Annotated in this window: 17 protein-coding genes; 14 read left to right on the top strand and 3 right to left on the bottom strand. The window is 41.0% G+C overall.

Annotation, left to right across the window (positions count from 1 at the left end; translation table 11 throughout):
* The first annotated feature begins 30 nt into the window (after positions 1 to 30).
* The 7 genes from BM386_RS03655 to BM386_RS03625 all read left to right on the top strand — a co-directional run bounded on the left by BM386_RS03655 (position 31) and on the right by BM386_RS03625 (position 12,918).
* Complete coding sequence (locus tag BM386_RS03655; RefSeq protein ID WP_091691679.1) at positions 31 to 3,237, top strand: TonB-dependent receptor; 3,207 nt, start codon at positions 31 to 33, stop codon at positions 3,235 to 3,237.
* A gap of 13 nt (positions 3,238 to 3,250) precedes the next feature.
* The gene (locus BM386_RS03650; protein WP_091691678.1) at positions 3,251 to 4,873 is read left to right on the top strand and encodes a RagB/SusD family nutrient uptake outer membrane protein; all 1,623 of its coding nucleotides are present in this window, start codon (positions 3,251 to 3,253) and stop codon (positions 4,871 to 4,873) included.
* Between the two features lie 121 nt (positions 4,874 to 4,994).
* Entirely contained in the window at positions 4,995 to 6,782 is a 1,788-nt protein-coding gene (locus BM386_RS03645) for a 3-keto-disaccharide hydrolase (RefSeq protein WP_091691677.1), read from the top strand.
* 15 nt (positions 6,783 to 6,797) lie between these two features.
* On the top strand, positions 6,798 to 8,726 hold the full coding sequence (locus BM386_RS03640) for a c-type cytochrome (RefSeq protein WP_091691676.1): 1,929 nt from the start codon (positions 6,798 to 6,800) through the stop codon (positions 8,724 to 8,726).
* 635 nt (positions 8,727 to 9,361) lie between these two features.
* Positions 9,362 to 11,590, top strand: coding sequence for a heavy metal translocating P-type ATPase (locus tag BM386_RS03635; RefSeq protein WP_091691675.1), 2,229 nt, complete (start codon positions 9,362 to 9,364; stop codon positions 11,588 to 11,590).
* A 230-nt stretch (positions 11,591 to 11,820) separates the two neighbouring features.
* Positions 11,821 to 12,030, top strand: a complete 210-nt coding sequence (locus BM386_RS03630) for a heavy-metal-associated domain-containing protein (RefSeq protein ID WP_091691674.1) — start codon at positions 11,821 to 11,823, stop codon at positions 12,028 to 12,030.
* Positions 12,031 to 12,132: 102 nt separating this feature from the next.
* Complete coding sequence (locus BM386_RS03625; RefSeq protein ID WP_091691673.1) at positions 12,133 to 12,918, top strand: AAA family ATPase; 786 nt, start codon at positions 12,133 to 12,135, stop codon at positions 12,916 to 12,918.
* A 30-nt stretch (positions 12,919 to 12,948) separates the two neighbouring features.
* Here the strand turns inward: BM386_RS03625 and BM386_RS03620 are convergent, their stop codons facing one another.
* A complete protein-coding gene (locus tag BM386_RS03620) occupies positions 12,949 to 14,160 on the bottom strand; it encodes a DUF2254 domain-containing protein (RefSeq protein ID WP_091691672.1) in 1,212 nt (403 codons plus the stop codon).
* 307 nt (positions 14,161 to 14,467) lie between these two features.
* On the opposite strand from BM386_RS03620, the gene BM386_RS03615 reads away from it, so the two are divergent.
* Entirely contained in the window at positions 14,468 to 14,809 is a 342-nt protein-coding gene (locus tag BM386_RS03615) for a CHY zinc finger protein (RefSeq protein ID WP_244545450.1), read from the top strand.
* A 99-nt stretch (positions 14,810 to 14,908) separates the two neighbouring features.
* On the opposite strand, the gene BM386_RS03610 is transcribed toward BM386_RS03615, so the two are convergent.
* Positions 14,909 to 17,191 carry a TonB-dependent receptor gene (locus tag BM386_RS03610; protein ID WP_091691670.1) on the bottom strand — a complete coding sequence of 761 codons (2,283 nt, stop codon included), beginning with the start codon at positions 17,189 to 17,191 and terminating at the stop codon, positions 14,909 to 14,911.
* 111 nt (positions 17,192 to 17,302) lie between these two features.
* Between BM386_RS03610 and BM386_RS03605 the strand changes: the two genes are divergently transcribed.
* Both BM386_RS03605 and BM386_RS03600 read left to right on the top strand, forming a co-directional pair.
* Entirely contained in the window at positions 17,303 to 17,962 is a 660-nt protein-coding gene (locus BM386_RS03605) for a metal-dependent transcriptional regulator (RefSeq protein ID WP_091691669.1), read from the top strand.
* Between the two features lie 96 nt (positions 17,963 to 18,058).
* Positions 18,059 to 18,871 carry an amidohydrolase family protein gene (locus BM386_RS03600; protein WP_091691668.1) on the top strand — a complete coding sequence of 271 codons (813 nt, stop codon included), beginning with the start codon at positions 18,059 to 18,061 and terminating at the stop codon, positions 18,869 to 18,871.
* 448 nt (positions 18,872 to 19,319) lie between these two features.
* Here BM386_RS03600 and BM386_RS03595 read toward each other — a convergent pair whose 3' ends face one another.
* On the bottom strand, positions 19,320 to 21,398 hold the full coding sequence (locus BM386_RS03595; protein ID WP_091691667.1) for a S9 family peptidase: 2,079 nt from the start codon (positions 21,396 to 21,398) through the stop codon (positions 19,320 to 19,322).
* A gap of 207 nt (positions 21,399 to 21,605) precedes the next feature.
* On the opposite strand from BM386_RS03595, the gene BM386_RS03590 reads away from it, so the two are divergent.
* The 4 genes from BM386_RS03590 (at position 21,606) to BM386_RS03575 (ending at position 25,821) form a co-directional block, all read left to right on the top strand.
* Positions 21,606 to 22,688, top strand: coding sequence for a serine hydrolase domain-containing protein (locus tag BM386_RS03590; RefSeq protein ID WP_091691666.1), 1,083 nt, complete (start codon positions 21,606 to 21,608; stop codon positions 22,686 to 22,688).
* 147 nt (positions 22,689 to 22,835) lie between these two features.
* Entirely contained in the window at positions 22,836 to 23,768 is a 933-nt protein-coding gene (locus BM386_RS03585) for an aldo/keto reductase (protein ID WP_091691665.1), read from the top strand.
* A gap of 213 nt (positions 23,769 to 23,981) precedes the next feature.
* Entirely contained in the window at positions 23,982 to 25,001 is a 1,020-nt protein-coding gene (locus BM386_RS03580) for a zinc-binding alcohol dehydrogenase family protein (RefSeq protein WP_091691664.1), read from the top strand.
* 4 nt (positions 25,002 to 25,005) lie between these two features.
* The gene (locus BM386_RS03575) at positions 25,006 to 25,821 is read left to right on the top strand and encodes a sugar phosphate isomerase/epimerase family protein (RefSeq protein WP_091691951.1); all 816 of its coding nucleotides are present in this window, start codon (positions 25,006 to 25,008) and stop codon (positions 25,819 to 25,821) included.
* Positions 25,822 to 25,851: the final 30 nt, after the last annotated feature.

Genomic DNA, 25,851 nt, shown 5'->3' with positions numbered 1-25,851 from the left:
TTTCAACTATTCCTGGTACTGTGCTTAAGTATGAATGTTCTTTTTGCCAAAGCGGCAGAAGTTCAGACAAAAAGAATGGATGAAGTTCCTGTAAGTATGCATCTACGTGATGTGACTATAGAGGAAGCTTTCAAGCAGATCGAAGAAGCTACAGGATTTAATTTTGTCTATACGAATAAGGAAGTTAAGGGTGTGCCTAATGTAGCAATGCAGGTTAACACCAATGTATTTGATGCATTAGTTTACCTTTCTAGACAAACCAAATTAGAATTCAAGCAGATCAATGAGAATATCGTAGTACGAAAAAAAGCAGTTTACGTTCCAGAAACGGCGGTAGTCATTGAAGAAGCTGCTGCTATTACCGTAACAGGTACTATCGTGGATGAATCAAACCTTCCGCTCCCAGGAGTGACGGTGATTGAAAAAGGCACTACCAATGGTACCGTAACAGACGGAGATGGTAATTTTAGCTTAGATGTAGCGTCAGCTGAGTCCGTATTATCTTTCTCTTTTATAGGAATGGAGCCTGTTGAAATGGCTGTTGGTGAAAGAAGAACGTTCAACATTACCATGATGGATGATATCAAATCACTTAATGAAGTTGTTGTAATCGGTTACGGGACTCAAACTAAAAGAGAGATCACATCGGCTGTGGCAAATGTGACTAGCGAGGATTTCGTACAGACAGGAGTACGCTCTCCTATGGAACTGATCCAAGGTAAAGTAGCAGGATTGAACATCGTAAGAACTCAAGGTAGCAACCCAAATGCAGGTACAGATATCCAACTGAGAGGTCTTACATCTGTGTCTGGTACTACCCAACCTTTGATAGTAATCGATGGTATTCCAGGCGGTAATCTAGACCTTTTGCAGCAAGATGATATTGCTACTTTTGACGTACTGAAAGATGGTTCAGCTGCAGCAATCTACGGAACTAGAGGAAATGCAGGTGTAATTTTGATCACTACCAAGAAAGGTAAATCAGGCCAAGCGAGATTCGACTATTCCACTTACTTCCAAAGAGAATTTGTGGACAGAAGACCAGATAATCTAACTGCTGATGAATACCGTGAGCTAATCGATCAAGGATTAGTAGATGAGCAAAATGACTTCGGTTCGTCAACTGATCTTTATGATGAACTCTTGAACAAGGAAAACCTAAGCCAATATCACAACTTCGCAGCATCTGGTGGAAGTAATACTAGCAACTATAGAGTGTCTTTCTTCTTCAATGACGCTGAAGGCATTGCAAAAGAAAACAGCAGAAAACAATATGGAGGTAGAATGAGCTTCAGCCAGACGGGCCTTCAGGATCGTCTGACCTTAGCTACTAATATGGCTGTTAACCTATTTGATGCAAATAGACTAGGCGGAGGAGGCGGTGACTTCGAGCAGGCCATCCAAAGAAACCCTACAGCTCCAATCTTCAACGAAGATGGATCCTTTGTAGAGACTGAAGCTTACAATAACTACAACCCACTATCAAGATTTGCAAATAGAATCAGTGAGCGTAAGCAGATGAATTTGTCTGGTGACGTGAGGTTGACATTGGAAATCATGGAAGGTTTGACAGCTTCAGTATTCGGAGCACATCAGAGAACTTCTTACAATGATAGATACTATCAGTCTATGAATGACTTTGCCAACCGTCCTGCTTCTCAGTATCAAGGTACTGGCTATGCCTCCAAATCCAATTATACCAACTGGAATAACACCTTGGAAGCTACAGTGAATTATAAGAAGAACTTTAATTTGGAGCATACTCTTGATCTGATCGGTGGATATAGCTACCAGTACTTTACTACAGAGACATTCAATGTAAACAATAGTGGTTTCACCACTGATGGCTTCTTGGATTGGAATTTAGGAGCTGGTTCAGCTATCAACAACACCTTGCTTCCACGACCAGGTATGGGTTCATTTAAGGATGACAATACCTTAATCGCATTCTTTGGTAGAGCTAGTTACTCTTTCAAAGACAAGTATTTTGCACAAGCTACCTTGAGAAGAGAAGGTTCTTCTAAGTTTGGGGCTAACCACAAGTGGGGTAATTTCCCAGCGGTATCCGTAGGCTGGTCTTTAACAGAGGAAGATTTCTTAAGTAGTAGTTCTACTGTCAATAACTTGAAAATGAGATTAGGTTATGGAGTAACAGGTAACCAAGGGATAGGAAATTACCTTTCTTTAGTAACGCTAGGTACAGGTGGTGTTTATCCTCAAGAGGGTGTTTATTATCAAACTTATGGTGCAGCCAGAAACCCTAACCCAGACTTAAGATGGGAGAAAAAGAAAGAATGGAATCTAGGATTTGACTTCTTGCTTTTCAACAATAAGTTGAATGGTTCATTGGATTTCTATACCAGAAACACAGAAGATCTACTTTACAACTATACTGCTCAGCAGCCCGCTTTCGTGAAAGGCTCCTTGTTCACCAACGTAGGAACTATTAACAACAAAGGTATAGAGTTATACTTGAGCTCTATGATTATGGAAAAAGGGGACTTCTCATGGCAAATGGATTTAACTGCTAATACGCAGATCAATGAAATCACCTCTCTATCAAATGAAGTGTTCACAGTATCATGGATCGAGACAGGTGGACTTCCTAGCCCTGGAAACTTGGGAAATGCAATCCGAGTGGAAGAAGGTGGTGCTGTAGGTAATTTCTATGGTAAGCGTTTCGCCGGTTTCAATGAAGATGGCAAGTGGTTATTCTACAAAGCAGACGGTACTACCGGAACTGCCGGTGAGATGAGTCAGGAAGATCTTACAATCATCGGTAATGGTGTCCCTAAGTATATGGCATCTTTGAATAATGTCTTGAGATACAAAGGATGGGATTTCACTATCTTCTTCAGAGGCAAATTCGACTTTGATATCTTGAACACAAAGGAAATGTACTTTGGAAACAAGAGATGGTTACCAAACAACTTGCTTTCAAGTGCTATCGACAGACATGTGGAGCTAGACGATGATCCTCAGTACTCTGATTACTATTTAGAAGAAGGTTCATTTGTGAAACTAGACAACATCACATTAGGCTACACATTTAAAGTGGGTGGTAAATATGTGAAAAACCTTCGGGTATATGCTTCTGGACGTAACATCGCTACTTTCAGTGGCTACTCCGGCTTAGATCCAGAACTTCAGGATGCTGGCTTTACTACAGGTATTGATGGCAGAGGATTCTACCCTCGTACCAAAAGCTTCACACTAGGTCTAAATGTTGGATTTTAATTAAGAAGAAATCATGAAAAAATATTTCAATAAACTATCCGTTGCGCTCACCCCAATTGCCCTTATGGCTACGGTATCTTGTACCGACTTGGATGAGACAATCTATAGCGAATTATCAAAGGATAATTTCTACAACAGCAAAGTAGAAATCATGCAGGGTGTACTCAGACCATTTACACACATGCAGGCCTGGCTTGCACCTACGGGTCAAAATGGGTACTACTATCATGGTGAATCTGCTGCAGATCAGATTGCATGGCCACAAAAAGGTCGTCACGGTTACGATGGTGGTGATCACGTTCGTCTTCACCGTCATGAATGGACCCCCCAAGAGAATCGATTGAGAGGTTCATGGAGTCTAATGTGGGAAGGTCTTGGTTATGTAAACGCTCTTTTGGAGGATTTCGAAACACTGGACTTTGAAGCCGCTGGACTTACTCAGGCAGAAATGGAGTCTATCATTGCTGAAGTAAAAGTGATGCGTGCTTTCCATTACCTGAAAATCATGGATATGTGGGGAAATGTACCTATCGTTACTACTGTAGGTCAGCCTACTAATCCAGAAACCAGACCAAGTGCTGAAGTATTCCAGTTTGTGGAAGAAGAGCTATTGGCAAATGTTGAGTTGCTTCAACCTCTCTCACAAGATTTAGTAGGTAGAGTATCTAAAGCTGCTGGCTATGCGATGCTTTCCGAGCTTTACCTAAATGCTGAAGTTTGGTCTGGAACTCCTAGATACGATGACTGCATTACTTATTCAAACAAAGTAATCAATGGTGAAGGTGGAAGCCTAATGGGCGAAATGAGACTAGATCCATCTATTTTAGGTCCATTCTCTAACCAAAACCAGTTCTCTCCGGAGAATATCTTCCAGTTTGCATTTAGCCGTGACGGTGGATTTACCTTCAACTGGGCTGGCTTCTTCTTTGGCTATGGCAATATGTCCCGAGCATTGAATGTTACTTACAGTGGCTGGAATGCGTTTGTGGTTACACCAAATGCTTTCAGTGCATTTGAAGAAAATGACAACAGAAAGAGCGAGTGGTTCCTTTTTGGTCCTCAGACTGACTATGAAACAGGTGAACCGATTCTCGGAACTGAAGAATGGGCAGATCAGCCATTAGTCTATGTGAACAATATCCGCAGAAACTCTGAAGGAGCAACGGGTGAAGGCTCAATGACAGAAGGTGAAGAAAACTCTGGCGCTAGATTTCACAAATACAGATCTGGTACATCAGACCAGGAAGGAGTTTACTGGGAAAATGATTATGTAATCTATAGATTGACAGAAGTTTATTTCAACAAAGCAGAAGCATTGATGAGACAAAATGGCGGAGCTGCAACTCCTGAAGCTGTAGAGCTGATCAATGAATCCAGAAAGAGAGCTTTTGACGAAGAAGAATGGGCTACCGAAGCTTATACTACGAGTACTTTAACTATGGAAGAACTCCTTGCAGAAAGAGGCAGAGAGTTTATCTTTGAGGGCAAAAGAAGAACTGACTTGATCAGATTCGGTGATTTCACTTCTGGCTCTTGGTGGGACAAAGATCCTTCTGAGCCAACCAGAGCGTTATTTCCGATTCCTCACATCCATCTTTCTTTGAACCCTAACTTAGTTCAAAACCCTGGCTATTAAGTTGTAAATAGTCCGGTGATTTGAAGAAGTTTTGTGGGAAAGCAGTTTTGCTTTTCTGCAAGACTTCTTCTTTTATACCCCAATCATAACCTACTAGTAATTTATTAATCCTATAATTCACATGATTTTGAAAAAACATGTTTGCTTGCTTACCGCTGCTCTGGCAATCCAGATCGGTTCTCTGCAAGCACAGCAAAATCCTGTAAAGCTTGACCTTAATTCCTTTGAAGGGAATAAAGGCAGCTGGACAGAAGTAGGAAAAGTCTGGGCTGACCCGACCGTTCCTAATGAACTCCAATCCGCAGATGGATCTGGAGTTATGGCAAATCTACCCGGTAAGAAAAATCCAGGGGCAGACATCATTTCCAAAGAAAAATATGGAGACGTAGATCTTTCATTGGAATACATGGTCGCTCCCGAATCCAATTCCGGAGTTTATCTTCAGGGCAACTACGAAATTCAAATCCTAGACAGCTGGGCAAATACGACCACCAAACCTGGTGATAACGGTGGCATCTATCAACGCTGGGATGACAGCAAGCCAGAGGGCCAAAAAGGCTACCAAGGTTATGCACCCCGCCAAAATGTAAGCAAAGCGCCTGGCATTTGGCAAAAGCTGGAAGTGTCTTTCCAAGCCGCAAAATTTGACGCTGCGGGTAAAAAAATTGAAAATGCCCGCTTTTTATCCGTAAGATTAAACGGCGTGACTATCCACGAAAACCTGGAAGTCTTTGGTCCTACCCGCGGTTCTCTGACTGGTGAAGATGTCGCACTAGGTCCACTTAGAATCCAAGGAGATCATGGAGCGGTAGCTTTTAGAAATATTGAAATCACCCCCTTCAACGCTAAGACTCCTACCGTTTCTGGTGTTTCTTATGAAACTTTTCAAGGTTCATTCAATAACCTGGAAGAACTAGCTGGAAAGACTGCTACTGCAAAAGGTTCTGCAGCTTCTCTAAGTGAGGTTCCTGCTTCTGTCTCTGATGTCAATTTGACGAAGTACAACGCAAATCTGAATGTAGCCGAAGCTGGTGAGTATCAGATTACACTTCAGGTTCCCGGCGGATTAGCTGGTTTTGTAGTTGGAAATGAAACCCTCTCTGAGTTATCCAATAGAGGAGTTAGAGTTAGAAAGCAATTGAATGCAGGAAATAATCCAATTCAAATCATCGCTTCCAAAAACAGAAATTGGTCTGTAGATGGATTCAATATGGCTATTTCTGGTCCCGGTCTAAGAAACACAGAGCTTTTGGTGTCTGAAGCTGGAGCCTATCAGGAGACAGATCCTATTTTAGTGGATGCGGACGAAACACCGGTGTTGCGCAGCTTCCGAGATATACCAAATACTCCACGACTAAGTCATGTGGTTTCCGTAGCTAGCAAAGCTCAGGTAAACTATGCCTATGACATGGAAACAGGTACACTTATCCAAGTTTGGAGAGGTGAATTCCTAGATGCTACTCCTATGTGGAATAGCCGTGGAAATGGTGTTTCAGTGCCTCTGGGGTCTGTGATTAATTTGACTTCTCCAGCTATCAATGCTGTGAATAGCGATTACTCAGCTTCTGAGGAATTCCGAACTAAAGGTTATCAGTTAATGAATGGTTCCGAAGATGTAGTATTCTCATACCTTCTTTCTGGACAAACTGTGAAAGATGAAATCAAAGTATTGGAATCTGGAAAAGGAATCAAAAGATCTGTTTCCGGTGCTGGCAATGGCTTTTACAAAGTAGCAGCAGGTACTGAGATAGAAAAAGTAGGTAAAGGCTATTATTTACTACCTGAAACTGGTGTTTATCTCGAATATGATGAGGCAGCTTTCGGCGCTCCAGTGACTCACTCTACCGATGGCAAAGCCGGTATTTTCTTGCCTGCAAAGGGAAACATCGTTTACAATCTTCTCTTTTAATCTAAGGACAGCGCAATGACAACAATACTAAAGAATAAATTCACAAAAATTGCCTTTGGACTAGCAGCTGTAATTCAGCTGATGCCAGGGCAAGTTGATGCTCAGGAATCCCCGAAAGAAGAGGATTTCTTTAAAATAATGCGGGTGACAGCTCCAGAAGGCACTCTTTTGGAAGTTGGTGGCTTGACCGTTTTGCCGAATGGCGATCTTGGCGTAGCTACCCGTAGAGGTGATGTATTTATCGTAGAGAACCCTACGAGCCCGAAACCTTTCTTCAGAAAATTTGCATCAGGACTTCATGAGATCCTAGGTCTTCATTACGAAGACGGAGCATTCTATATGGCTCAAAGAGGGGAGTTGACCAAATTAGTAGATACTGATCAGGACGGCACAGCCGACTTATACGAAACGGTATATGCTTGGCCACTTTCTGCCCATTATCACGAGTACAGCTTCGGCCCGAAAGTAGGTCCTGATGGCTCTTTCTTCGTTTCTGCAAACGTTGCTTTTGGCGATCAGGAATGGTGGAGAGGCGAAAGCCGTGTGCCTATGAGAGGCTGGATCATGAAGATCAACCGTGATGGAAGCATGGAACCTTACGCAACTGGTATGAGATCTCCGGCTGGTTTGGGGATGCTTGGAGACAAATTGGTTTACACTGAAAACCAAGGTGACTACATGGGTTCTGGTGGACTTTGGTTCATCGAAAAAGGTGATTTCTCTGGTCACCCAGCAGGGTTAACCTGGACTGGACGGGCAGATTCTCCTTTGAAACTGACCACCGAGCAATTCAACAAAGTAGTTGATCCACAAAAAATCCCTAACGGTAACGGTGGTTTCCAAAAGCCAGAAAATGTAATGGACGCTCCATACATCACCATGGCACAAGCTAAGGAACAACTTCCTGATTTAAAGCTTCCGGCAGTTTGGTTGCCTCATGGTATCCAAGGGATTTCCAATGCTGAGCCGGTTTTGATTCCTAAAGGTCATTTTGGGCCATTCGAAGGGCAGGTTTTGATTGGTGACCAAGGCCAAAGTAAAATCATGCGAGTGATTCTTGAAGAAGTCAATGGTGTGATGCAAGGTGCTTCTATTGACTTTAGATCTGGCTTCCAGTCTGGTATTTTGAGAATGGCTTGGGCGCCTGATAAGTCTTTGTTTATCGGAGAGACCAACCGTGGTTGGGGTTCCGCGGGAGAGGCGAATGAAGGGCTTCAGCGACTGGTTTGGAACCACAACGTTCCATTCGAAATGAGAACTGTGAAAGCGCAGCCTGATGGTTTTCTGATCGAATTCACTAAACCTGTTGACAAAGCTTCTGCTGAAGATTTAACTTCTTATTCTGTGGAAAGCTTCACTTACAAATACTATCCTGTGTATGGCAGCCCACCAGTTGACAACAAAAACCTGAAAATTCTTGGTGTAGAAGTAGCTTCCGATGGAATGTCTGCAAGAATCGCAGTGGAAGGTTTGAGAAAAGATTACGTACATAAGTTGAGCCTAAATGGTGTAAGAGCTGTGGAAGGGAGCTTCTCTCTTGTACATCCAGACGCTTACTATACGCTTCATAATATTCCTGCTGGCTCAAAAATGGTAATCAAAACTCCAGCACCTGAACCTGTGAAAGAAGTAGCAGAAAAAACTGCTCCAGCTAAAACAGCTCCGGCAAAATCGGTTGCTTCTGCTATTCCAACAGATGCAGAGATCAAATCCATCTTGGCGAAAAATACCTGCTCGGCATGTCACATGAAAGACAAGAAAGTGATAGGCCCAGCGTATCAAGATGTAGCTAAAAGAAGATATTCTGACGAAAGAATTGTGGAATTGATCTATAACCCAGAACCACAAAACTGGCCAGACTATGCTACTCCTATGCCTCCAATGGCTCAGGTATCCAAAGAAGATGCGATGAAAATAGCGAAATGGATTAATTCATTGAGGTGATTTTGGTCCACCGACAACGGTCAACAGTAGTTTGAATTTCAAATTGAATTATTGAATCCAAAGTTGACCGAGAGTTTAGAATAATATTAAAAGGCTTAGCGATCTATTCGCTGAGCCTTTTTTTTAGTTAGTGTCAAAGCTCCTCAGGAATTTATAACCCTGTTTTCTAAATCTTATCAAACATTAAAAATCGTTCCGTAGGAACGTCTCGTATGTAGCTACCGATTTATCGTAGTACTATCGTTCCGTAGGAACGACTCGTGAAATAATCTCACCATGCGTTCCGACGGAACGCTACTCTAGCGACTACACTAATTGCTACCGACCAAATGTTCCTCTGGAACATACGAAACACATCCAACTTCTGCAGAAGATATCCACATCGATATTTTTCTCTCTTTGATCTCTGCGTATCGCTCTGCTTCCACTGCGGTTAAAAAAAGATAAACACAAAAACAGGGTATGTGTGCAGCTTCTGGAGAAACAGGACAACCACTAATTTGCGGCCTCCGCGTAAACCTCTGTGCCCTCTGCGGTTAATACACAAAATCTCATAACTTTTCCTCAAAATTCCATAACAACTCCCTCCCACCATCTCCCTAAGTTTGTAAAGTCAATCAAAGACAACCAATCCTATGACTGAACCAACTCAAACTTTACATAAAGAAACATTCCCTGTTACAGGCATGACCTGCGCTGCTTGTGCTTCCAGTGTGGAAACAATTTTAACTTACACCGATGGAGTTAAATCTGCACAGGTAAACTTTGCTTCAAGTACCGTGTTGGTCGAATACACAGACAAAATCAGCGCTAAAGGTTTAAATGAAGCACTCGAAGCCGTCGGATACGGACTGATCACAGAGAAAGAAAATGTCGAAGAAACAGTCTCAAAGAGCCAAAAAGAACATTATAAGGTACTCAAGAAACATACAATTGGTGCAGCTATTTTAACCCTGCCAATATTTATAATCGGAATGTTTTTCATGCATTGGAAGCCAGGAACTTGGATTTCTCTCGCATTAGCTATTCCAGTTCTATTCGTATTTGGAAGAAGATTCTTCATAAGCGCATGGAAGCAGTCCAAACATAAAAGTGTCAATATGGATACCCTTGTTGCATTAAGTACAGCCATTGCTTTTCTCTTCAGCTTATTCAACACACTTTTTCCTGAATTTTGGATCAGCCGTGGTTTTGAGCCTCATGTTTATTACGAGGCCGCAACGGTAATCATCACCTTTATCCTTTTTGGCAAAATGCTGGAGGAAAAAGCGAAGTCAAGAACTTCCACAGCGCTCAAAAATCTAATGGGACTTCAGCCCAAGACTTTGAAAGCAATTATCGAAGATGAAGAGAAAGAAATTCAGATTTCTGATGTTCAAAAAGGCTATGAGATAATCGTCCGACCCGGTGAGAAAATCCCAGTGGACGGAAAGGTGATTTCTGGAAGCTCCTTTGTGGATGAAAGCATGATAAGCGGTGAACCTATCGCAGTGGAGAAATCCACAGATGACAAGGTATTTGCTGGCACTATCAATCAAAAAGGGAGCTTTCATTTTAAAGCTGAGAAAGTTGGGAGTGAAACATTACTCTCTCAAATTATAAAGCGAGTGCAGGAAGCTCAAGGCTCCAAAGCGCCAGTGCAGAAACTGGTCGATAAAATAGCCTCCATATTCGTTCCTACGGTCATTGCGATAGCAATTTTGACTTTCGCAGTTTGGATGATTGTAGGCAGTGAAGATGCACTTTCTCATGCAATTCTTAACTCAGTAGCCGTTTTGGTCATTGCCTGTCCATGCGCATTGGGGTTAGCTACGCCTACTGCAATTATGGTGGGAATCGGGAAAGGAGCTGAAAACAACATTTTGATTAAAGATGCTGAAAGCTTGGAAATAGCACATAAAGTCAATGCTGTTATTCTTGATAAAACAGGAACTATCACTGCTGGAAAACCTGCCGTCACTGATATACAATGGGAAAGCCAAGAGTTAAGAAAGGCATTTTCCCCATATTTATTGGCTATTGAATCCAAGTCAGAACACCCTCTTGCAGATGCAGTCAGCAAGAAATTAACCGAGGAAGGATTTAAATCTGAGACAATCCAAGGTTTCCAAAGCGTAACAGGAAAAGGTGTGGAAGCTAAGAATAGTGCAGGCGAATATTTCTACGTTGGCAATTCAAGTCTTATTCAATCACATGGAATCAAAGTAAATCCAGAATTGGAAATTCAAGCGAAAACATGGGGCAATGAAGCCAAAACGGTAGTTTTCTTTGCTAATGAAAAGAAGGTTTTAGCTGTAATCGCAATTGCTGATCAGATTAAAGCCAGTTCCAAATTTGCCATCAAAAAGCTGAAAGAGATGGACATTGAAGTTTACATGTTAACTGGCGATAATCAACAAACCGCTGCAGCTGTGGCTCAGGAAGTTGGCTTGACAGACTTCAAAGCTGAGGTAATGCCTTCAGACAAATCTGACTTCGTCAAGGAGCTTCAGTCAAAAGGGAAAGTTGTGGCAATGGTGGGCGATGGAATCAATGACTCTGAGGCTTTGGCACAGGCAGATATTAGCATCGCAATGGGACATGGTTCCGATATCGCGATGGATGTAGCGAAAATGACCATCATTTCTTCAGACTTAGAAGTCATTCCAAAAGCATTCAATTTATCTGCTATGACAGTTCGAGGAATAAAAGAAAACCTCTTTTGGGCATTTATTTACAACCTAATCGGAATTCCAATCGCTGCAGGCCTGTTGTATCCCATCAACGGATTTCTACTCGATCCCATGATAGCCGGAGCAGCAATGGCGTTTAGTTCAGTATCGGTAGTGTTGAATAGCCTGAGGTTAAAGCGAAAAAGTATTTAGTATCAAGTATCAAGACCCTAGTATTAAGTAGTATGTGACAAGTAGGTAGATATAAGATTCAAGATTTTAGAGCCAAGAGTCAAGATTATATGTTTCGTATTAAGTACAATGTCCAAAGTAGCGACAATGGAAAATGGAGGAACCAAAACTTTACAACCTTTGTACTTTACGACTGTTCTAAACCTAAATTTTCCAATATTTCAATTTTATAATATTTCAATCCTTACCAAATGAAAACTCAAAAATTCAAAACCAATATCAACTGTGGAAATTGCCTGGCAAAGGTCACTCCCATTCTCAACGCTGAACCAAAAATCAACTCTTGGGATGTAGACCTGAAAAGTGAAGACAGAATCCTGACCGTAGAATCAACTGACATGACTGAGGAAGAGGTGTTCAAAACCGTGTTGAAAGCTGGATTTATCGCAAAACCTGAGTAATTTTCATAGAAAGGCAAACAACATTGGATTCTAAATCTCCAATATCTATTCGCCAATCTCTGTTTTCTAAGTCTTACATCTTAAGTCTCAAGTCTTAAAAAAATGTATTACCTGCGCCAAATCCATCTTCCTATAGGCTCTGACCGTCAGTTTCCATTTTCGTTAAAGTCCTTAAAAGATCTGGGGTCCATGAGTTTTGATCAGCCTGTAACGGTCTTTGTAGGAGAAAATGGCTCAGGAAAGTCCACGCTTCTGAAAGCTCTGGCGATCAAACTGAATTTGCCGGCAATAGGAAGTACAGACTTGGAAAGCGATGAAACGCTTGACGGGGTTAAAAACTACGGAGAACAAATTATTACCCAATGGAAAGACCGGGCATTTCGTGGTTTCTTTTTCAGAGCGGAAGATTATTTTGGCTTTGTTAAGCGTCTCCAAAACATGGATTCTGAAATGCAGGGCGATATAGTAGATTTTGAAAAGCGTTTGAGCGGAACTGGACTCAAACTCGCTGTAGGATCGATTTTGGGACAAAAGGAAGCTCTACTGAAGAAATATGGTAATCTAACCGAAGTCTCACATGGAGAAGGATTTCTAAAAGTTTTGGAAGGCAGGTTACAAAATGAAGGCATTTACCTGATCGATGAACCAGAGGCGGCACTTTCTCCACAGCGGCAACTGGCACTTTTTTCCTTGATCAAAAACCTGGCTGAGAACCACGGTTGCCAGTTTATCATCGCCACTCACTCTCCTATCCTAATGACGCTTCCAAACGCGACAATTTTTCAGTTTGGTGATAAAATTGAAAAGGTAAACTACGAGGACACCGAGCATTTCACCGTTTTGAAAAACTTCCTGAATAATCCTGATGCATTTTTACGGCATTTGTAACTAAAGAGTGTAGAGCTTTAAGAACAAGGCTTATATATCTTCATTTTTTCGTTCTACCTCACTCAAAATTGCAGTAAGATACTTCGAGGAAACGACCTTGGAAAGTTGCTGAAACACCAATTTGAATTCATTTCTTAGCATTCTGTCCTCCTTTCCATAATCCCAAATCGGATAGATCGCCCTTTCAAAAAGTGTATCAAAACTTAATTCATTTCGATGGATTTTATAAGGAAAATCCTCACATAAAAGCAAAGACGGTGGATAATTAAAGGCTCTAAACGCAAGCAAATCCACTAAAGCACGAAGGCTTAGAATAGCAGTTCCAGGATCATTAATCCCGGGACTCAGTGCCTTAAGTGCTATTTCCGAAAGTTGCCTATATCCATATTCATAATTGAGTGCAACAGATTCCTGACTGCTGATAATAATACCCAAAAGTGCCTGCTGCTCTTGTTCATCATCCAGATTTCGGCTGCATTTTAAAATCGCCTGACCCCGAAGCACATAGGTTCCCATGGGATAAATAGCCATCATGCTACACTTACTTTTCGTCAAAAAATCCTTCATTTCTTTATCGTTAAATCCTTCAAAAATTCCAGATCTATGAGCTCTAACTATAGATTTTGTAGCAAATTCAGGCCTGTCTTTCACTTCTTCATTTTCCTTACAAAAAGCTTTCATTCCATCAAAAGTGGAAGATTTGATTCGATCAATGATGACATTGTATTTGACAGATTGGGTAATGTAATGGAGAAAATAAATGAAAAGGAAAATATCAAAAACGGTAATCACGGTCAACAAAAATATACTCAGTGATGGAATCTGGAAAGAATCCCCAGTTTCACGGATGGTACTGAACAGGAAAAATGTGTAAATGATGGTACCTATATAAATCCCCAAAACTGTTTGTTGAAACCGATTGCCAATAAGTTTATCCAGCACGCGATTACTCATCTGGGAAGCAGCCTGACTCAGCACAATCATCACCATGGAAAAACTGAAAACTGTCAGAGAAATAATGCCTCCAGCAATAGCACCGAGAATACTTCGTGCAGTCGAGGGATCTTTGATGTTGAGCCAAGAAATATCAGATTTGATCTGCTGCCCGGCATCTGATAGATCAAATGAAAAAACTAGGGCAGCTACTATCAAAAATACAATACTGATGCAACCAGGTATAAATGCAATGCTGGAAATAATGTTTTGATATCTGGCAATCAGCCAAATCCTAATTTTATCCATTTTTTTGAGGGGGTTGATCAAATCGAAATAATGCCTATAAATCGAAATTGATGTAAAAAAATGGAATTACAATCCAACCAGCACTATTTATTCAGTTTATTCAAAATTGAATCATTGATTCTTGTGACAAAGTAAACCATCGAAATTTCAATGATTTTCTTGAGTTCAGCACCTATCTTAGCGTACAATTTGAATCACAAGTTACCTGATGCAACGCCTTAAAAACATACAGAAAACCTTTCTCATTTTCTTCCTCTTCTTATTCACAACACAGGCTTTTTCCCAGCAAGAACCAATTCTCCCAATCGTGAAATCTAGTATTAAAGGAATAAACATCTACGGAAAAACGGTTGATAACCAGACCCGATGTCAGCATTGGCATTCGGATCTAGATGTGATTGCCATCAAATTCAAATGCTGCGAAAAGTACTACCCATGCTTTTCCTGCCATGAAGAGGAAGCTGATCACAAACCTCAAGTTTGGCCAAAGTCGGAGTTTGATAGCAAAGCAATTCTATGCGGAGTTTGTGGTTCGGAACTGACGATCTCGGAATACCAAGCCAGTGGAAACACCTGCCCAAATTGCACCGCAGCCTTCAATCCAGGTTGCAGCAAGCATTACCATTTGTATTTTGAGACAGAGAATTAAAAATCAATTTTCAATGATCAAATTCAATGATCAAACATAGCCTGTAAACCAAACTAGTGCTCTCCGCGTAATCCTCTGTGCCCTCTGCGGTTAAAAAAACTATTCAGAAACGGTAAACCTGACACCCAAAAATCCTCTTATCCCCTGATTTGGTGCAAAAACATAAGTAGGGTCAAAGGTTAACCCATTGGGATTGTTTGGTGTCGGAACGACAGTCCCATTTGGTGCAAACACTACATCTTTATCAAATGGATCAAAAGCCCGGGCAATACTATTCGCCGGAGGAGTGAAGTTCAATAGGTTTTTGACTCCTCCGTAAATCTCCCATCTTTTTCCTAGATTCTTTGTCAACTGGATATTCTGTAAGCTGTACCAAGGAGAATACGCTGGCCTATCATCCAATGGTCCAAGTAATGGTAATCGCATAGGACTATACACATTTCCTGTATAATCCACCGTCAGGCCCAAACGGAAAAACTCGTATCCAACAGACCAAACTCCGGAAAAGCGCTCGGTAAGTAACTGACGTCTTTTGACTCCTTCCTCCTCAATACTTACGTCCATTAGCGTCCCTCCCGTTGTGATCGTCAGTCCATTTGCCCAGGCAATATCTAGGTTTAGTGAAACCCCTTTCGATACTGCCGAACCATCTAGATTGGAATAAATGATTTGATTTGAGTTTGTTTCATAGTCAGGAACAATCCGATTAGTGAAATAGGTGTAAAAAGCAGAACCGTCGAGTCCAATAAATGTCCCCTGATCAGAATATATTTTCTTCACCAGATTTACATTTATATTCCAACTTTGCTCTGGCTTCAACTCTTCGGCAAAAATCACATCCCTCGCTCCCGTAAGTGCAGCATGATCCTCGGTGAACACATTAGCTACACGAAAACCATTTCCTGCGGAAAGTCTGAAAGTGGTATTCTTATCCTGTGAAGAAAGTTTATAGTTTATCCTTGGCGAAAAGATGTTTCCATGAATGGAGTTGTAATCATATCGAATTCCCAAAAGCAAACTTTGATTTGGAGTCAATTTGATTTCATCCTGAAGAAAGGCTCCTGGCAAATGAATTTTGGAAGGTTGATTGTTGTCTGAAACCAGATCAGATGTTGCAGTGGTATTGTCATCATAAAACGTATATCGATAGGCCAACCCAAGCAATAGTCCGTGCTTTTCAGCTGTTTTGGCCCATGTCAATTGTCCAAAACCTATGTATTGATCGGCCTTAAATAGTGTCGTACCGTAAACCGAGTTTTGATTGTGTCCATTTACCGAGAACTGGAAATTCATAGCCTCTGAAGTTGGCAATTGCCACGTACCGAAACTTTCCCAGCGACTGGTATAAATACTCTCTCCGTAAACCTCATCTCCTCCCCGATCTTCACTGTTCCAGTTCATCTCTCCGCCCCAGCGATCCTCATACACATATCTTCCTGCCATAGTAAAAAGTCTATTTTCCGGCCGCTTCACGTTGATTTTCTGGAAAAATGATAGTCGCTTTGACAAAGTCACATCGGTAAATCCATCGCTATTATTATCAATAGGATTATCATAATAAAAGGCATTTATCCCTGTCAATGACTGGATATTTTTGCCCCAATTTGATCTCATTCCTAAGTCAAGATTCATTTCGCCCCAGCTAGTGCCAAAGACATCGGCGGACACAAGTGGTGCAGAATCTGGCTTTTTTGTGATCACATTTATCAATCCTCCTACCGCTTCAGAACCATAAAGCGTAGATGCCGGCCCTTTCACCACTTCCACTCGATCGATCAAAGCCTGAGGAATTCCAGTCAAACCGTAAACCGTAGCTAAACCACTCACGATCGGCATGCCATCAATCAAAACCATAGTATAGGGACCTTCCAAACCATTGATATGAATGTCACCTGTGTTACAAACATTACAATTGATCTGAGGTCGAACGCCATTCACATTCTGCAGAGATTCAAAAACCGAAGGCGTAGGGTTTGCCCTGAAAAAATTAGCAGAATACACTTCAACAGGCACCGGACTATCCAATTTGGATACTTCTTGCATCGTTCCACTGACAACCACCTCATCCAATCCCCCATCCATTTCTTTCAAAGTAAAAACCAGTGAAGACGTGTTTTCACTAGGGATTTTAACCAGCTGTTGAGAAGTTTGAAAACCCACCATGGAAGCCTGAACTGTGAAAGTTCCAGTTTCAGAAATAGGAATAGAAAAGCCCCCATGGGAATCTGTGACAGCTCCTTTTGACAATACTTTCACATATACATTCGCAAATTCCACTGGCTCACCCTCAAATAAAACTCTGCCTTTGAGTAAATAATTTTGTGCAATTGAATCTAAAGAAAGTAGAAAAGTGAATCCTAATAAGATGTATTTAAGCCTCATAAACTGGGAGTTAATCTGGAATTAGATACGACAAATTTATAATGTTAGATTTATCTAACAAAATTGTTTTAAAAAATAATTCAGCATATTTGAATACTAAAGCAATAGAACATGGCATCACAAACCGAAGAGAACTATTTGAAATCACTTTTTAATCTGGCAAATGATAACAATGAGGTAAATATCTCGGAGCTTGCTACGCAAATGCAAGTCAGCATGCCAACAGTGAATAGTATGGTGAAGACGCTTCAGAAAAATGGCTGGTTGATCTATGAAAAGTATAAGCCGGTTACACTTACGCCAAAAGGTAAAAAGGAGGCTGCTTTAATTATACGAAAGCACCGTTTGACTGAAATGTTTCTGGTGAATAAAATGGGCTTCGGCTGGGAAGAAGTACATGAAATCGCTGAGCAGGTGGAGCATATTCATGCACCAAAGTTCTTTGAGCGTATGGATGAAATGATGGGTTTTCCCACGATTGATCCTCATGGCTCTCCCATTCCTGATAAGCAAGGAAGGATTCAGGAAATAAATTACCTAAGCCTATCTGATTGCAAAGCTGGCCAAACAGTAATTCTAGCAGCATTGACCAACTCTTCCACTGAATTTTTGGAGTTTCTCAACAGTCGAAATCTCAGCCTTGGTACTGAACTGAAGATACTTTCGAAAGAGGCTTATGATCAGAGCATTGTTGTTTCTTACCTAGACCATTCAAGTGAAACCTTATCTGAAAAAGTATGCGATAAATTACTGGTTAAACTGTTAGAGTAAACATTCTCCAAACCCGACATTCTCCCAAAACTACTACTTACTTTTCCCCCTTGGTCAAATTATTGTTACCTTCTAAGGCACAGCAATTGTTTTAACATGATCATAGACGTTCACACCCACATCAATAATTACCATGAAGATCGCGTAGTTTCTCTGGAGGATTGCCTCAATAAGTTGACTGACACAATGGAGGAGAATTCTGTTGACTACTCTCTCGTCCTCACTTCCTACAAAGTCAACGAGCACAGGCCAAGTACCAAAAAGGTGGTAGAAGCCATTGCTGACAGGAAAAACTTAGGAGTCGTGGCAGGGATCAGCTACTTGAACTACAATCATCATGATCTTCGAGAAATAGCAGAATATCTGGAGTCAGGACTGATCAAAGGATTAAAACTATATCCTGGCTACGAACCTTTTTACCCAAATGATACGCGCATGAAGGTGGTTTATGATATGGCAATCGAATACGATGTGCCTGTCATGTTTCACTCAGGTGATACCTATGCTCCCACAGGGCGGGTAAAATATTCCCACCCTATTCACCACGATGATCTAGCAGTTGATTATCCAGAATTAAAAATTGTGATCTGCCATGTGGGTAATCCTTGGATCAAGGACTGCATGGAAGTGACCTATAAAAACAAGAATGTTCATGCCGATTTTTCAGGCTTGGTCTTAGGAGACTTCACTGAGAAATTTGAGCGATGGATGAAAAACGAACTGGAGCAAATGATCACGTATGCAGGTAACCCAAAATACCTTCTTTATGGAACAGATTGGCCTATTTCCTCGATGAAATCCTATTTGAATTTCATGAAGCATTTGGATTTACCTGAAGAAAAGAAAGAATTAATCCTCTGGAAAAATGCTGCAGAATTATTCAAACTTGATGTGAGTAGTTTTAAGTAGAATTCATTAATCTAGTCTTTATAAAACATATTCAGTTTTCACTACCTGAAGACATATTCTAGTCAACTTTTACCAGACGTTCCTACGGAACGATAATCATTTAAATCTGAGAATGACTACATACCAAACGTTCCTACGGAACGCTATATTTGAGTCTCTGAGTAAGAATTCGTAAGATACTTAAACAACATTTAAGGCATGAGTGAATAACTTGACTCTCCAGAAACCTGAAATTTACCTTGCGAAATCTTAAGTAATTGTCCCATAGGGACAGTTGGTATGTAGAAAATAGGTAAGTCAAACTCCGCGTTCCGTTGGAACGCATGTTGCTTTTATTACCATTCAATAGCGACCTCTGCGCGCCCCTTTGTGCACACTGCGGTTAAACCACAAAAAACCACCTGCCAATCGCTCAGCAGGTGGTTTTTGTATGTAAATGAAATTCGAATTAACGAACTACTTTTTTGTAATCAGTAACCAAATGCTTTATGAAAAACTCCATCATTCTATCTCTGTTCAAAGCCGTGTGACCTCCATCAGGAGCAATCTGAACTTCAATACTTTTTCCTGCATCTTGGAATGCTTTGATCAGCATCAATGAATTAGAAGGGTGAACATTGTTATCTGCTGTACCGAAGAAAACCAACAATTCACCTTGAAGTTGATCTGCTTTGTTCATCAAGCTGAATCTGTTGTATCCTTCTTCGTTGTTATCAAGCGTACTCATGAAGCGCTCAGTGTAGATATTGTCATACAATCTCCAGTCAGTCACCGAAGAATTGGCAACAGCGGCGTGAACTAGCTCAGGGAATCTAAGCAACATCGAAGCCGCAGTAGTTCCTCCATAAGATGTTCCGTAAACTCCTACTCTATCCTTGTCAAAATATGGACGGTCATGAAGTGATTTAATGCCTTCGGCAAAATCATCCATCTCTACCAAACCTAAGTTCCCGTACAATTGATCCAGCAATTCCTTGCCACGACCTTTTACATTTCGACCATCTATATTTAATACCAAGAAACCATATTCCGTCAATGGATCCGGAAGCGTGAAGGTTTCTCTAAAAGCATTAGTTGCTGGTCCTCCGTAGTTACTTAGAATAACAGGGTACTTTTTAGTAGAGTCAAAATCAGATGGGAAATGTATCATTCCATGCAATTCAGTCACTCCGTCTTTTGAGGTAAACGTGAAAACCTCAACTTTTTTCAGCCCCAATTCTTCGAACTTACTCATATCGCTTTTCGCCAATTCTGCTACAACTTTTCCTTTGGCGTCAACCAAATTAGTGAATGGAGGGATGTCATGAGTCTGAGCGATATCCACAAAGTACTTTCCGTCAGGAGAGATTGTTACGGAGTGATTAAGGGCTGGATCTGTCAATCTTGTATCCTTTTTACCATCAAGTTGCACGCGATGAAGCTGCATCAGCATGTGATTGTCACCGCTACGAGCCATGTAGTAGAGTGTCTTATCTTCCTCATCTACCTTGACGATATTAGATACTTCGAAAGGATGAGTGGTAATTGCGTTAACAAGTGTTCCATCAAAATTATATAGGTAATAATTGTTGAATCCTGATCTTTCTGAAGCCCAGATAAAGTGCTCGCCATCGGCCAAAACTTCCATTTCTGGAGAATTCTCCACAAAACTTGGAAGCCATTCTTCACGGATTACCGTTCTACTTTTACCAGTTTCAGGATTAGCAGCCCGAAGCTCCAAAATATTCTGGCGCCTATTGGTGCTGTGATAAAGCAACTCTTTACCATCAGGAGTCCAAGACAAATCGTAAATGTAGGTACCCAGATCTCCATCGCTGTAAGGCTTGCCATCTCTGATATCTAGCTCAGTCATCTTTTTGGTAGCCACATCATAGACCATCAGATCTACAGGAAGGTTTGGCTCGCCTACTTTAGGATATGCCTCCACTTCAAGTGAATCATACAACTCAAGTTGATTCAAAAGCACGTAGTATTTCTTTACATCTTTCTCTACAAATCTGTAGAAGGCAATTTTACTTCCATCAGGTGACCACCACATGGCAGTATTTTGTCCCAGTTCTTCACCGTAAACCCAAGTCGCGATACCGTATTTTACCTGATTTTCTTCATTACCATCTGTAGTGATTGCAATTACGTTGCTTCCGTCAGCATTGCTGAGGTACATATTGCGATCTTTGGTGAATGCTTTCAATTTGCCATCTGGAGACTCAGCTGAGTCGAATTGGCGACCTCGGGCAGGTCGGTTCCAAGCTCTTCGTTCAGGTCTTGGTACTTCCCCTACTTCTGATACCTCCTTGGTCTTTACAGAAAAAGACTGAAGCTTGCCATTTTCAGCATAAGTGAACGATTTACCATCTTCTGCCCAGCTCACATTGAGCGTCCCAGGTTTTACAGCTGATCTGAGTTGTGGCGCTATTTTTTGATATTGCTCATAGCCAGGCATGCTTTTGAGCTTGTCCTGAGCTTGGGAAATTGAAATAGTGGTAGCTAATGCTGCCGCCATTGAAAGGAAGAACTTATTCTTCATATACTATTCGGGTTAAGTTTATTCTAGTTGCGATGATACTATTTTTAGCTGTAAAAAGCAGGTAGAAATACATGATAGGTTGTTAAAACTCATGATATGTATTAATTACTAACAATATTTTCAGGTCTGTTCAGCTCCGAAAATCATCAATTTTGTAACCATTTTTTAAACACATGCATCCAAGAGAAGATAAACAACCATCCCGATATGAAGTTCATTAAACCTCTTGGCAAACTGCTACTGGCTACTTTTTTATTCTTTTCCCTTTGCTTACAACAAGTCTATCCCCAATCTCTGGAAAGCAGGATTGATTCGCTATTACAAGCCACTTTTACTCCCAAAGGTCCGGGTGCTGTATTTCTGGTAGCAAAAGATGGAAAGGTTATTTATCAAAAAGCTTTTGGGATGGCTAACCTAGAGCTGGAAGTCCCAATGACCCCTAACAACGTTTTTGAAATTGGGTCCATGACCAAACAGTTCACTGCTGTTGCTATTCTCATGCTAGTGGAACAAAGCAAACTTCAGCTTGATGATGAAATCACGAAATTCATCCCTGACTACCCTACTCAAGGAAAAAATATCACTCTCCATCATCTATTAACTCATACATCCGGAATTAAAAGTTTCACAAGTATGAAATCAATTAGAGATATTGAAAGGCAGGATCTTACCCCGATTGAACTGATAGATTTTTTCAAAAATGAGCCTATGGATTTTGAGCCCGGGCAAGAATTCAAGTATAACAATTCTGGCTATGTGATTTTAGGCTATATCATTGAGATCCTGTCCGGTGAGAGTTATGCAGATTTTATAGAAAAAAACATTTTTCAAAAACTCGAAATGAACTCCTCTCAATATGCTAGCTATTCCGAAGTCATAAAAAATCGAGCTTATGGTTATCACCAAAAAGATGAATTTATGAACAAGAATTTTGTGAGTTTAAGTTTGCCCTATTCTTCCGGATCACTTATGTCCACAGCCACAGATATGCTGGAATGGAATGAAGCAATCAAAAACAATACGCTTTTGAAACCAGAATCTACAGCTAAAGCTTTTGAAAACTGCACGCTAAACAACGGAGAAAATATCAATTATGGCTACGGCTGGCATATTAGCAACTTGAATGAATCACCGAGCTACGAGCACGGTGGAAGCATTTTTGGATTCAAATCCATGGGAGTTTATTTGCCTGAAGAGGACATTTACGTGATCGGTTTGAGCAATTGCGATTGCAATTCGCCCACGGTTTTGACAAGAGATATTGCTAAACTAACCTTGCAGAATTATTAATCCTGCGTAACAGTTTTTTCACTTAAAGTAATCCTTCGACTCAAGTTTATCATAGGTACTCGTCCATCCTTCCTATTTGAATTTCCCTCCTCATAAAATCTCCATATATTGGTTTGACAAAGTCAATAACCCACAATAATCCGATATATGGAATACAGAAAGTTAGGAAACACTGGATTGGACCTGTCCATTCTGGGATTTGGAGCCTCTCCGATGGGAGATGTTTTCAATGTTTCTGACGAAAAAGACGGTTACCGAGCTGTTCATTATGCAATAGATCATGGTGTGAATTTTTTCGATGTATCCCCTTTTTATGGTATTACCCTGGCGGAAAAGCGATTGGGAAACGCCTTAGAAGGAAAGCGCGATCAAGTTATTTTGGCTACCAAATGTGGACGATATGATCTACAGGAATTCGATTTTTCTGAAAAGCGGATTCTAAAAAGCGTTGAAGAATCACTTTCCAGACTAAAAACAGACTATGTAGATTTACTTCAACTCCATGACATAGAATTTGTGGACAAAGAGCAAATCCTTAATGAAGCCTGGCCAACCTTAGTCAAACTCAAGGAATCCGGAAAAGCCCGATTCATTGGAATCACTGGGTTGCCAGTAAACTACCTGGCTGAAATCACAAGAAATATTGAGGTAGATACAGTCCTGTCTTGGGCACATTATAATTTACTTGAAGATGAAATCAACCGTGAATTAGTTCCACTTTCGAAGAAAAAGGGCTTTGGACTAATGAATGCAGCTCCATTGATGCAACGCATACTTTCAGATGCGCCCTTACCGGAATGGCATAGATCTCCTCAAGCCATGAAAGACATGCAATCGAAGCTTCTTGAACTTTGCGCAAGCTATAAAGTGAAACTGAGCGATGTAGCAATAAGATACGCTTTGGATCATCGGGACATCACAACGACAATTGTTGGGATGTGCGATCTAGCGACTATCACACAGAATGTAAGTGTCCTTGATTTTCGCATTCCTGATGGACTTTTGTCAGAAATCGAAACGCTCGTCGCTCCAGTTAAAAACCAAATGTGGTATGAAGGAAAGCCGGAGAACAACATTTAAGTAAAGAGACAAGAGACAGAAGACGGGAGACAGAAGTAGCGAAACCGCTAGTGTTTACCATTTCCTTTATCTACTCTTTACAAAGAAGTAGAAATCAAAATGAACAAAAAAACTCAAACCTCATGAAATCGAGCATGACTAAAGCGTCACACACTGGTATGATTATCTGATATGCGAGATTCCATATGGCCATTAAAAAAATATTATAAACATATGAAAGCACTAGTACTAACTGATATCGGAAAAACAGAACTCTGGGAAGTTGAAAAACCAACGCCAAAATCTGGAGAAGTCCTCCTTAAAGTTGGAATGGTTGGCTTTTGCGGAGGAGATCTCAATAGCTATCGTGGGCTTTTTCCACTTCAGGAATATCCTAATATCCTAGGTCATGAAGTTGGGGGAACCATAGAAGAACTGGGAACTGACGTTCCTGAGGATATCAAAGTCGGTATGAAAGTGACGGTTTACCCTTACTTGAATTGTGGAAAGTGTATCGCTTGCCGCAAAGGAGCACGCAATGCATGTAAGGAAAATAAGACCATGGGCGTGCGTCGTCCTGGCGCGATGTGTAGATACATTACTTTGCCATGGCAGGATGTGTTTCCATCGGAGAAATTATCCCTGAGGGAATTAGCATTGGCGGAGCCGCTAACCGTTGGTTTTCACTCTGTGAATCGTGCAAAAGTCACTGCCAAAGATCGTGTTGCTGTGATCGGTTGCGGAATTGTCGGTTTAGGGGCTGTGGCATCCGCTGTGAACAAAGACGCTGAAGTAATCGCAATTGATCTGGATGATACCAAGCTTGAGATTGCGAAGAAAATTGGAGTGAAGCACACTATAAATCCTAAAAAGGTTGACTTGCACCAAACGCTACAAGAGATAACTACCAATGATGGTCCTGATGTGATCATCGAAGCGGTAGGAAGTCCAATTACCTATCGTCAGGCTGTTGAAGAAGTGGCATTCACTGGCAGAGTTGTCTGTATTGGTTATGCCAAAGCACCTGTGGAATTCAATACTTCGCTCTTCGTTCAGAAGGAAATTGAAATCTTGGGTTCAAGAAATTGCACCACTGAATTCCCTGAAGTAATCAGCTATTTGGAGCAAGGTATATTCCCTGTAGATGAAGTAATCAGCAAAGTAGTGACCATCGACGAATCTGAAAAAGCACTTGCAGACTGGGCTTTGGATCAGCAAGGAATAATTAAAATAATGATTGATTTTGACAAATAAGAAAATGATAAAATCCTGCGTAACGGTTGCTCTAGTACCACAAATCAAAACTGGGCCTTGGATATTCTGGGAAGATCTGGAAGCTGGAATGGCAAAAGCTTCTGAGCTTGGCTTCGATGCAATTGAACTTTTCACGGCTTCTGCTGATGCGATTGAAGTTCCAAAATTGAAAGAACTTTTAGCTAAATATAACCTTGAACTTGCTGCCGTTGGCACGGGAGCTGGCAAAGTAATTCATGGTTTAACACTTACTGACCCTGATTCAGAAATCAGAAAAAAGGCTGTTTCATTCATATCAGACATGATTGACTTTGGCGCTGCTTTCGGTGCTCCGGCCATTATTGGATCCATGCAGGGCAATATACTTCCCGGAAATGACAGGAAGGAAACCATGTCTTGGTTGGCAGAAGGTTTGAATCAATTAGGAAAGCATGCAGATTCAGAAGGTGTTATGCTGATTTACGAACCGTTGAATCGATATGAAACCAATTTGCTTAATACCATTGAAGCTGGGTCAAAATTCGTAGAAACGCTGGAAACCAAGTCCGTAAAGCTTTTAGCTGACCTATTTCACATGAATATCGAAGAAGGAAATTTGGAAGAAAGCATATTGAATTGGGGTAAATACATAGGCCATGTGCACTTTGCAGACAGTAATAGAAGACCAATGGGTTTTGGACACACTTCAATGAAACAAATAGCAGAAGCACTGAAAACAGTTGGGTATGCTGGCTATGCTTCCGCAGAGGCTTTTCCTTATCCGAATTCTGATGAAGCTGCGGAGCAGACGATTAGGGAGTTTAGCAGGTGGTTTAAATGATTTGAGATTTGAGATTTGAGATTTGAGATT

It is taken from the genome of Algoriphagus locisalis (genome assembly GCF_900116615.1).
Classification (GTDB): domain Bacteria; phylum Bacteroidota; class Bacteroidia; order Cytophagales; family Cyclobacteriaceae; genus Algoriphagus; species Algoriphagus locisalis.
Note: the sequence above shows the minus strand (reverse complement) of the source record. Positions and strands in the feature narration are given on the sequence as shown.

Coding starts and splice junctions, on each gene's coding strand:
- BM386_RS03655 (WP_091691679.1), top strand. CDS start 31: ATGAATGTTCTTTTTGCCAAAGCGGCAGAAGTTCAGACAAAAAGAATG.
- BM386_RS03650 (WP_091691678.1), top strand. CDS start 3,251: ATGAAAAAATATTTCAATAAACTATCCGTTGCGCTCACCCCAATTGCC.
- BM386_RS03645 (WP_091691677.1), top strand. CDS start 4,995: ATGATTTTGAAAAAACATGTTTGCTTGCTTACCGCTGCTCTGGCAATC.
- BM386_RS03640 (WP_091691676.1), top strand. CDS start 6,798: ATGACAACAATACTAAAGAATAAATTCACAAAAATTGCCTTTGGACTA.
- BM386_RS03635 (WP_091691675.1), top strand. CDS start 9,362: ATGACTGAACCAACTCAAACTTTACATAAAGAAACATTCCCTGTTACA.
- BM386_RS03630 (WP_091691674.1), top strand. CDS start 11,821: ATGAAAACTCAAAAATTCAAAACCAATATCAACTGTGGAAATTGCCTG.
- BM386_RS03625 (WP_091691673.1), top strand. CDS start 12,133: ATGTATTACCTGCGCCAAATCCATCTTCCTATAGGCTCTGACCGTCAG.
- BM386_RS03620 (WP_091691672.1), bottom strand. CDS start 14,160: ATGGATAAAATTAGGATTTGGCTGATTGCCAGATATCAAAACATTATT.
- BM386_RS03610 (WP_091691670.1), bottom strand. CDS start 17,191: ATGAGGCTTAAATACATCTTATTAGGATTCACTTTTCTACTTTCTTTA.
- BM386_RS03605 (WP_091691669.1), top strand. CDS start 17,303: ATGGCATCACAAACCGAAGAGAACTATTTGAAATCACTTTTTAATCTG.
- BM386_RS03600 (WP_091691668.1), top strand. CDS start 18,059: ATGATCATAGACGTTCACACCCACATCAATAATTACCATGAAGATCGC.
- BM386_RS03595 (WP_091691667.1), bottom strand. CDS start 21,398: ATGAAGAATAAGTTCTTCCTTTCAATGGCGGCAGCATTAGCTACCACT.
- BM386_RS03590 (WP_091691666.1), top strand. CDS start 21,606: ATGAAGTTCATTAAACCTCTTGGCAAACTGCTACTGGCTACTTTTTTA.
- BM386_RS03585 (WP_091691665.1), top strand. CDS start 22,836: ATGGAATACAGAAAGTTAGGAAACACTGGATTGGACCTGTCCATTCTG.
- BM386_RS03580 (WP_091691664.1), top strand. CDS start 23,982: ATGAAAGCACTAGTACTAACTGATATCGGAAAAACAGAACTCTGGGAA.
- BM386_RS03575 (WP_091691951.1), top strand. CDS start 25,006: ATGATAAAATCCTGCGTAACGGTTGCTCTAGTACCACAAATCAAAACT.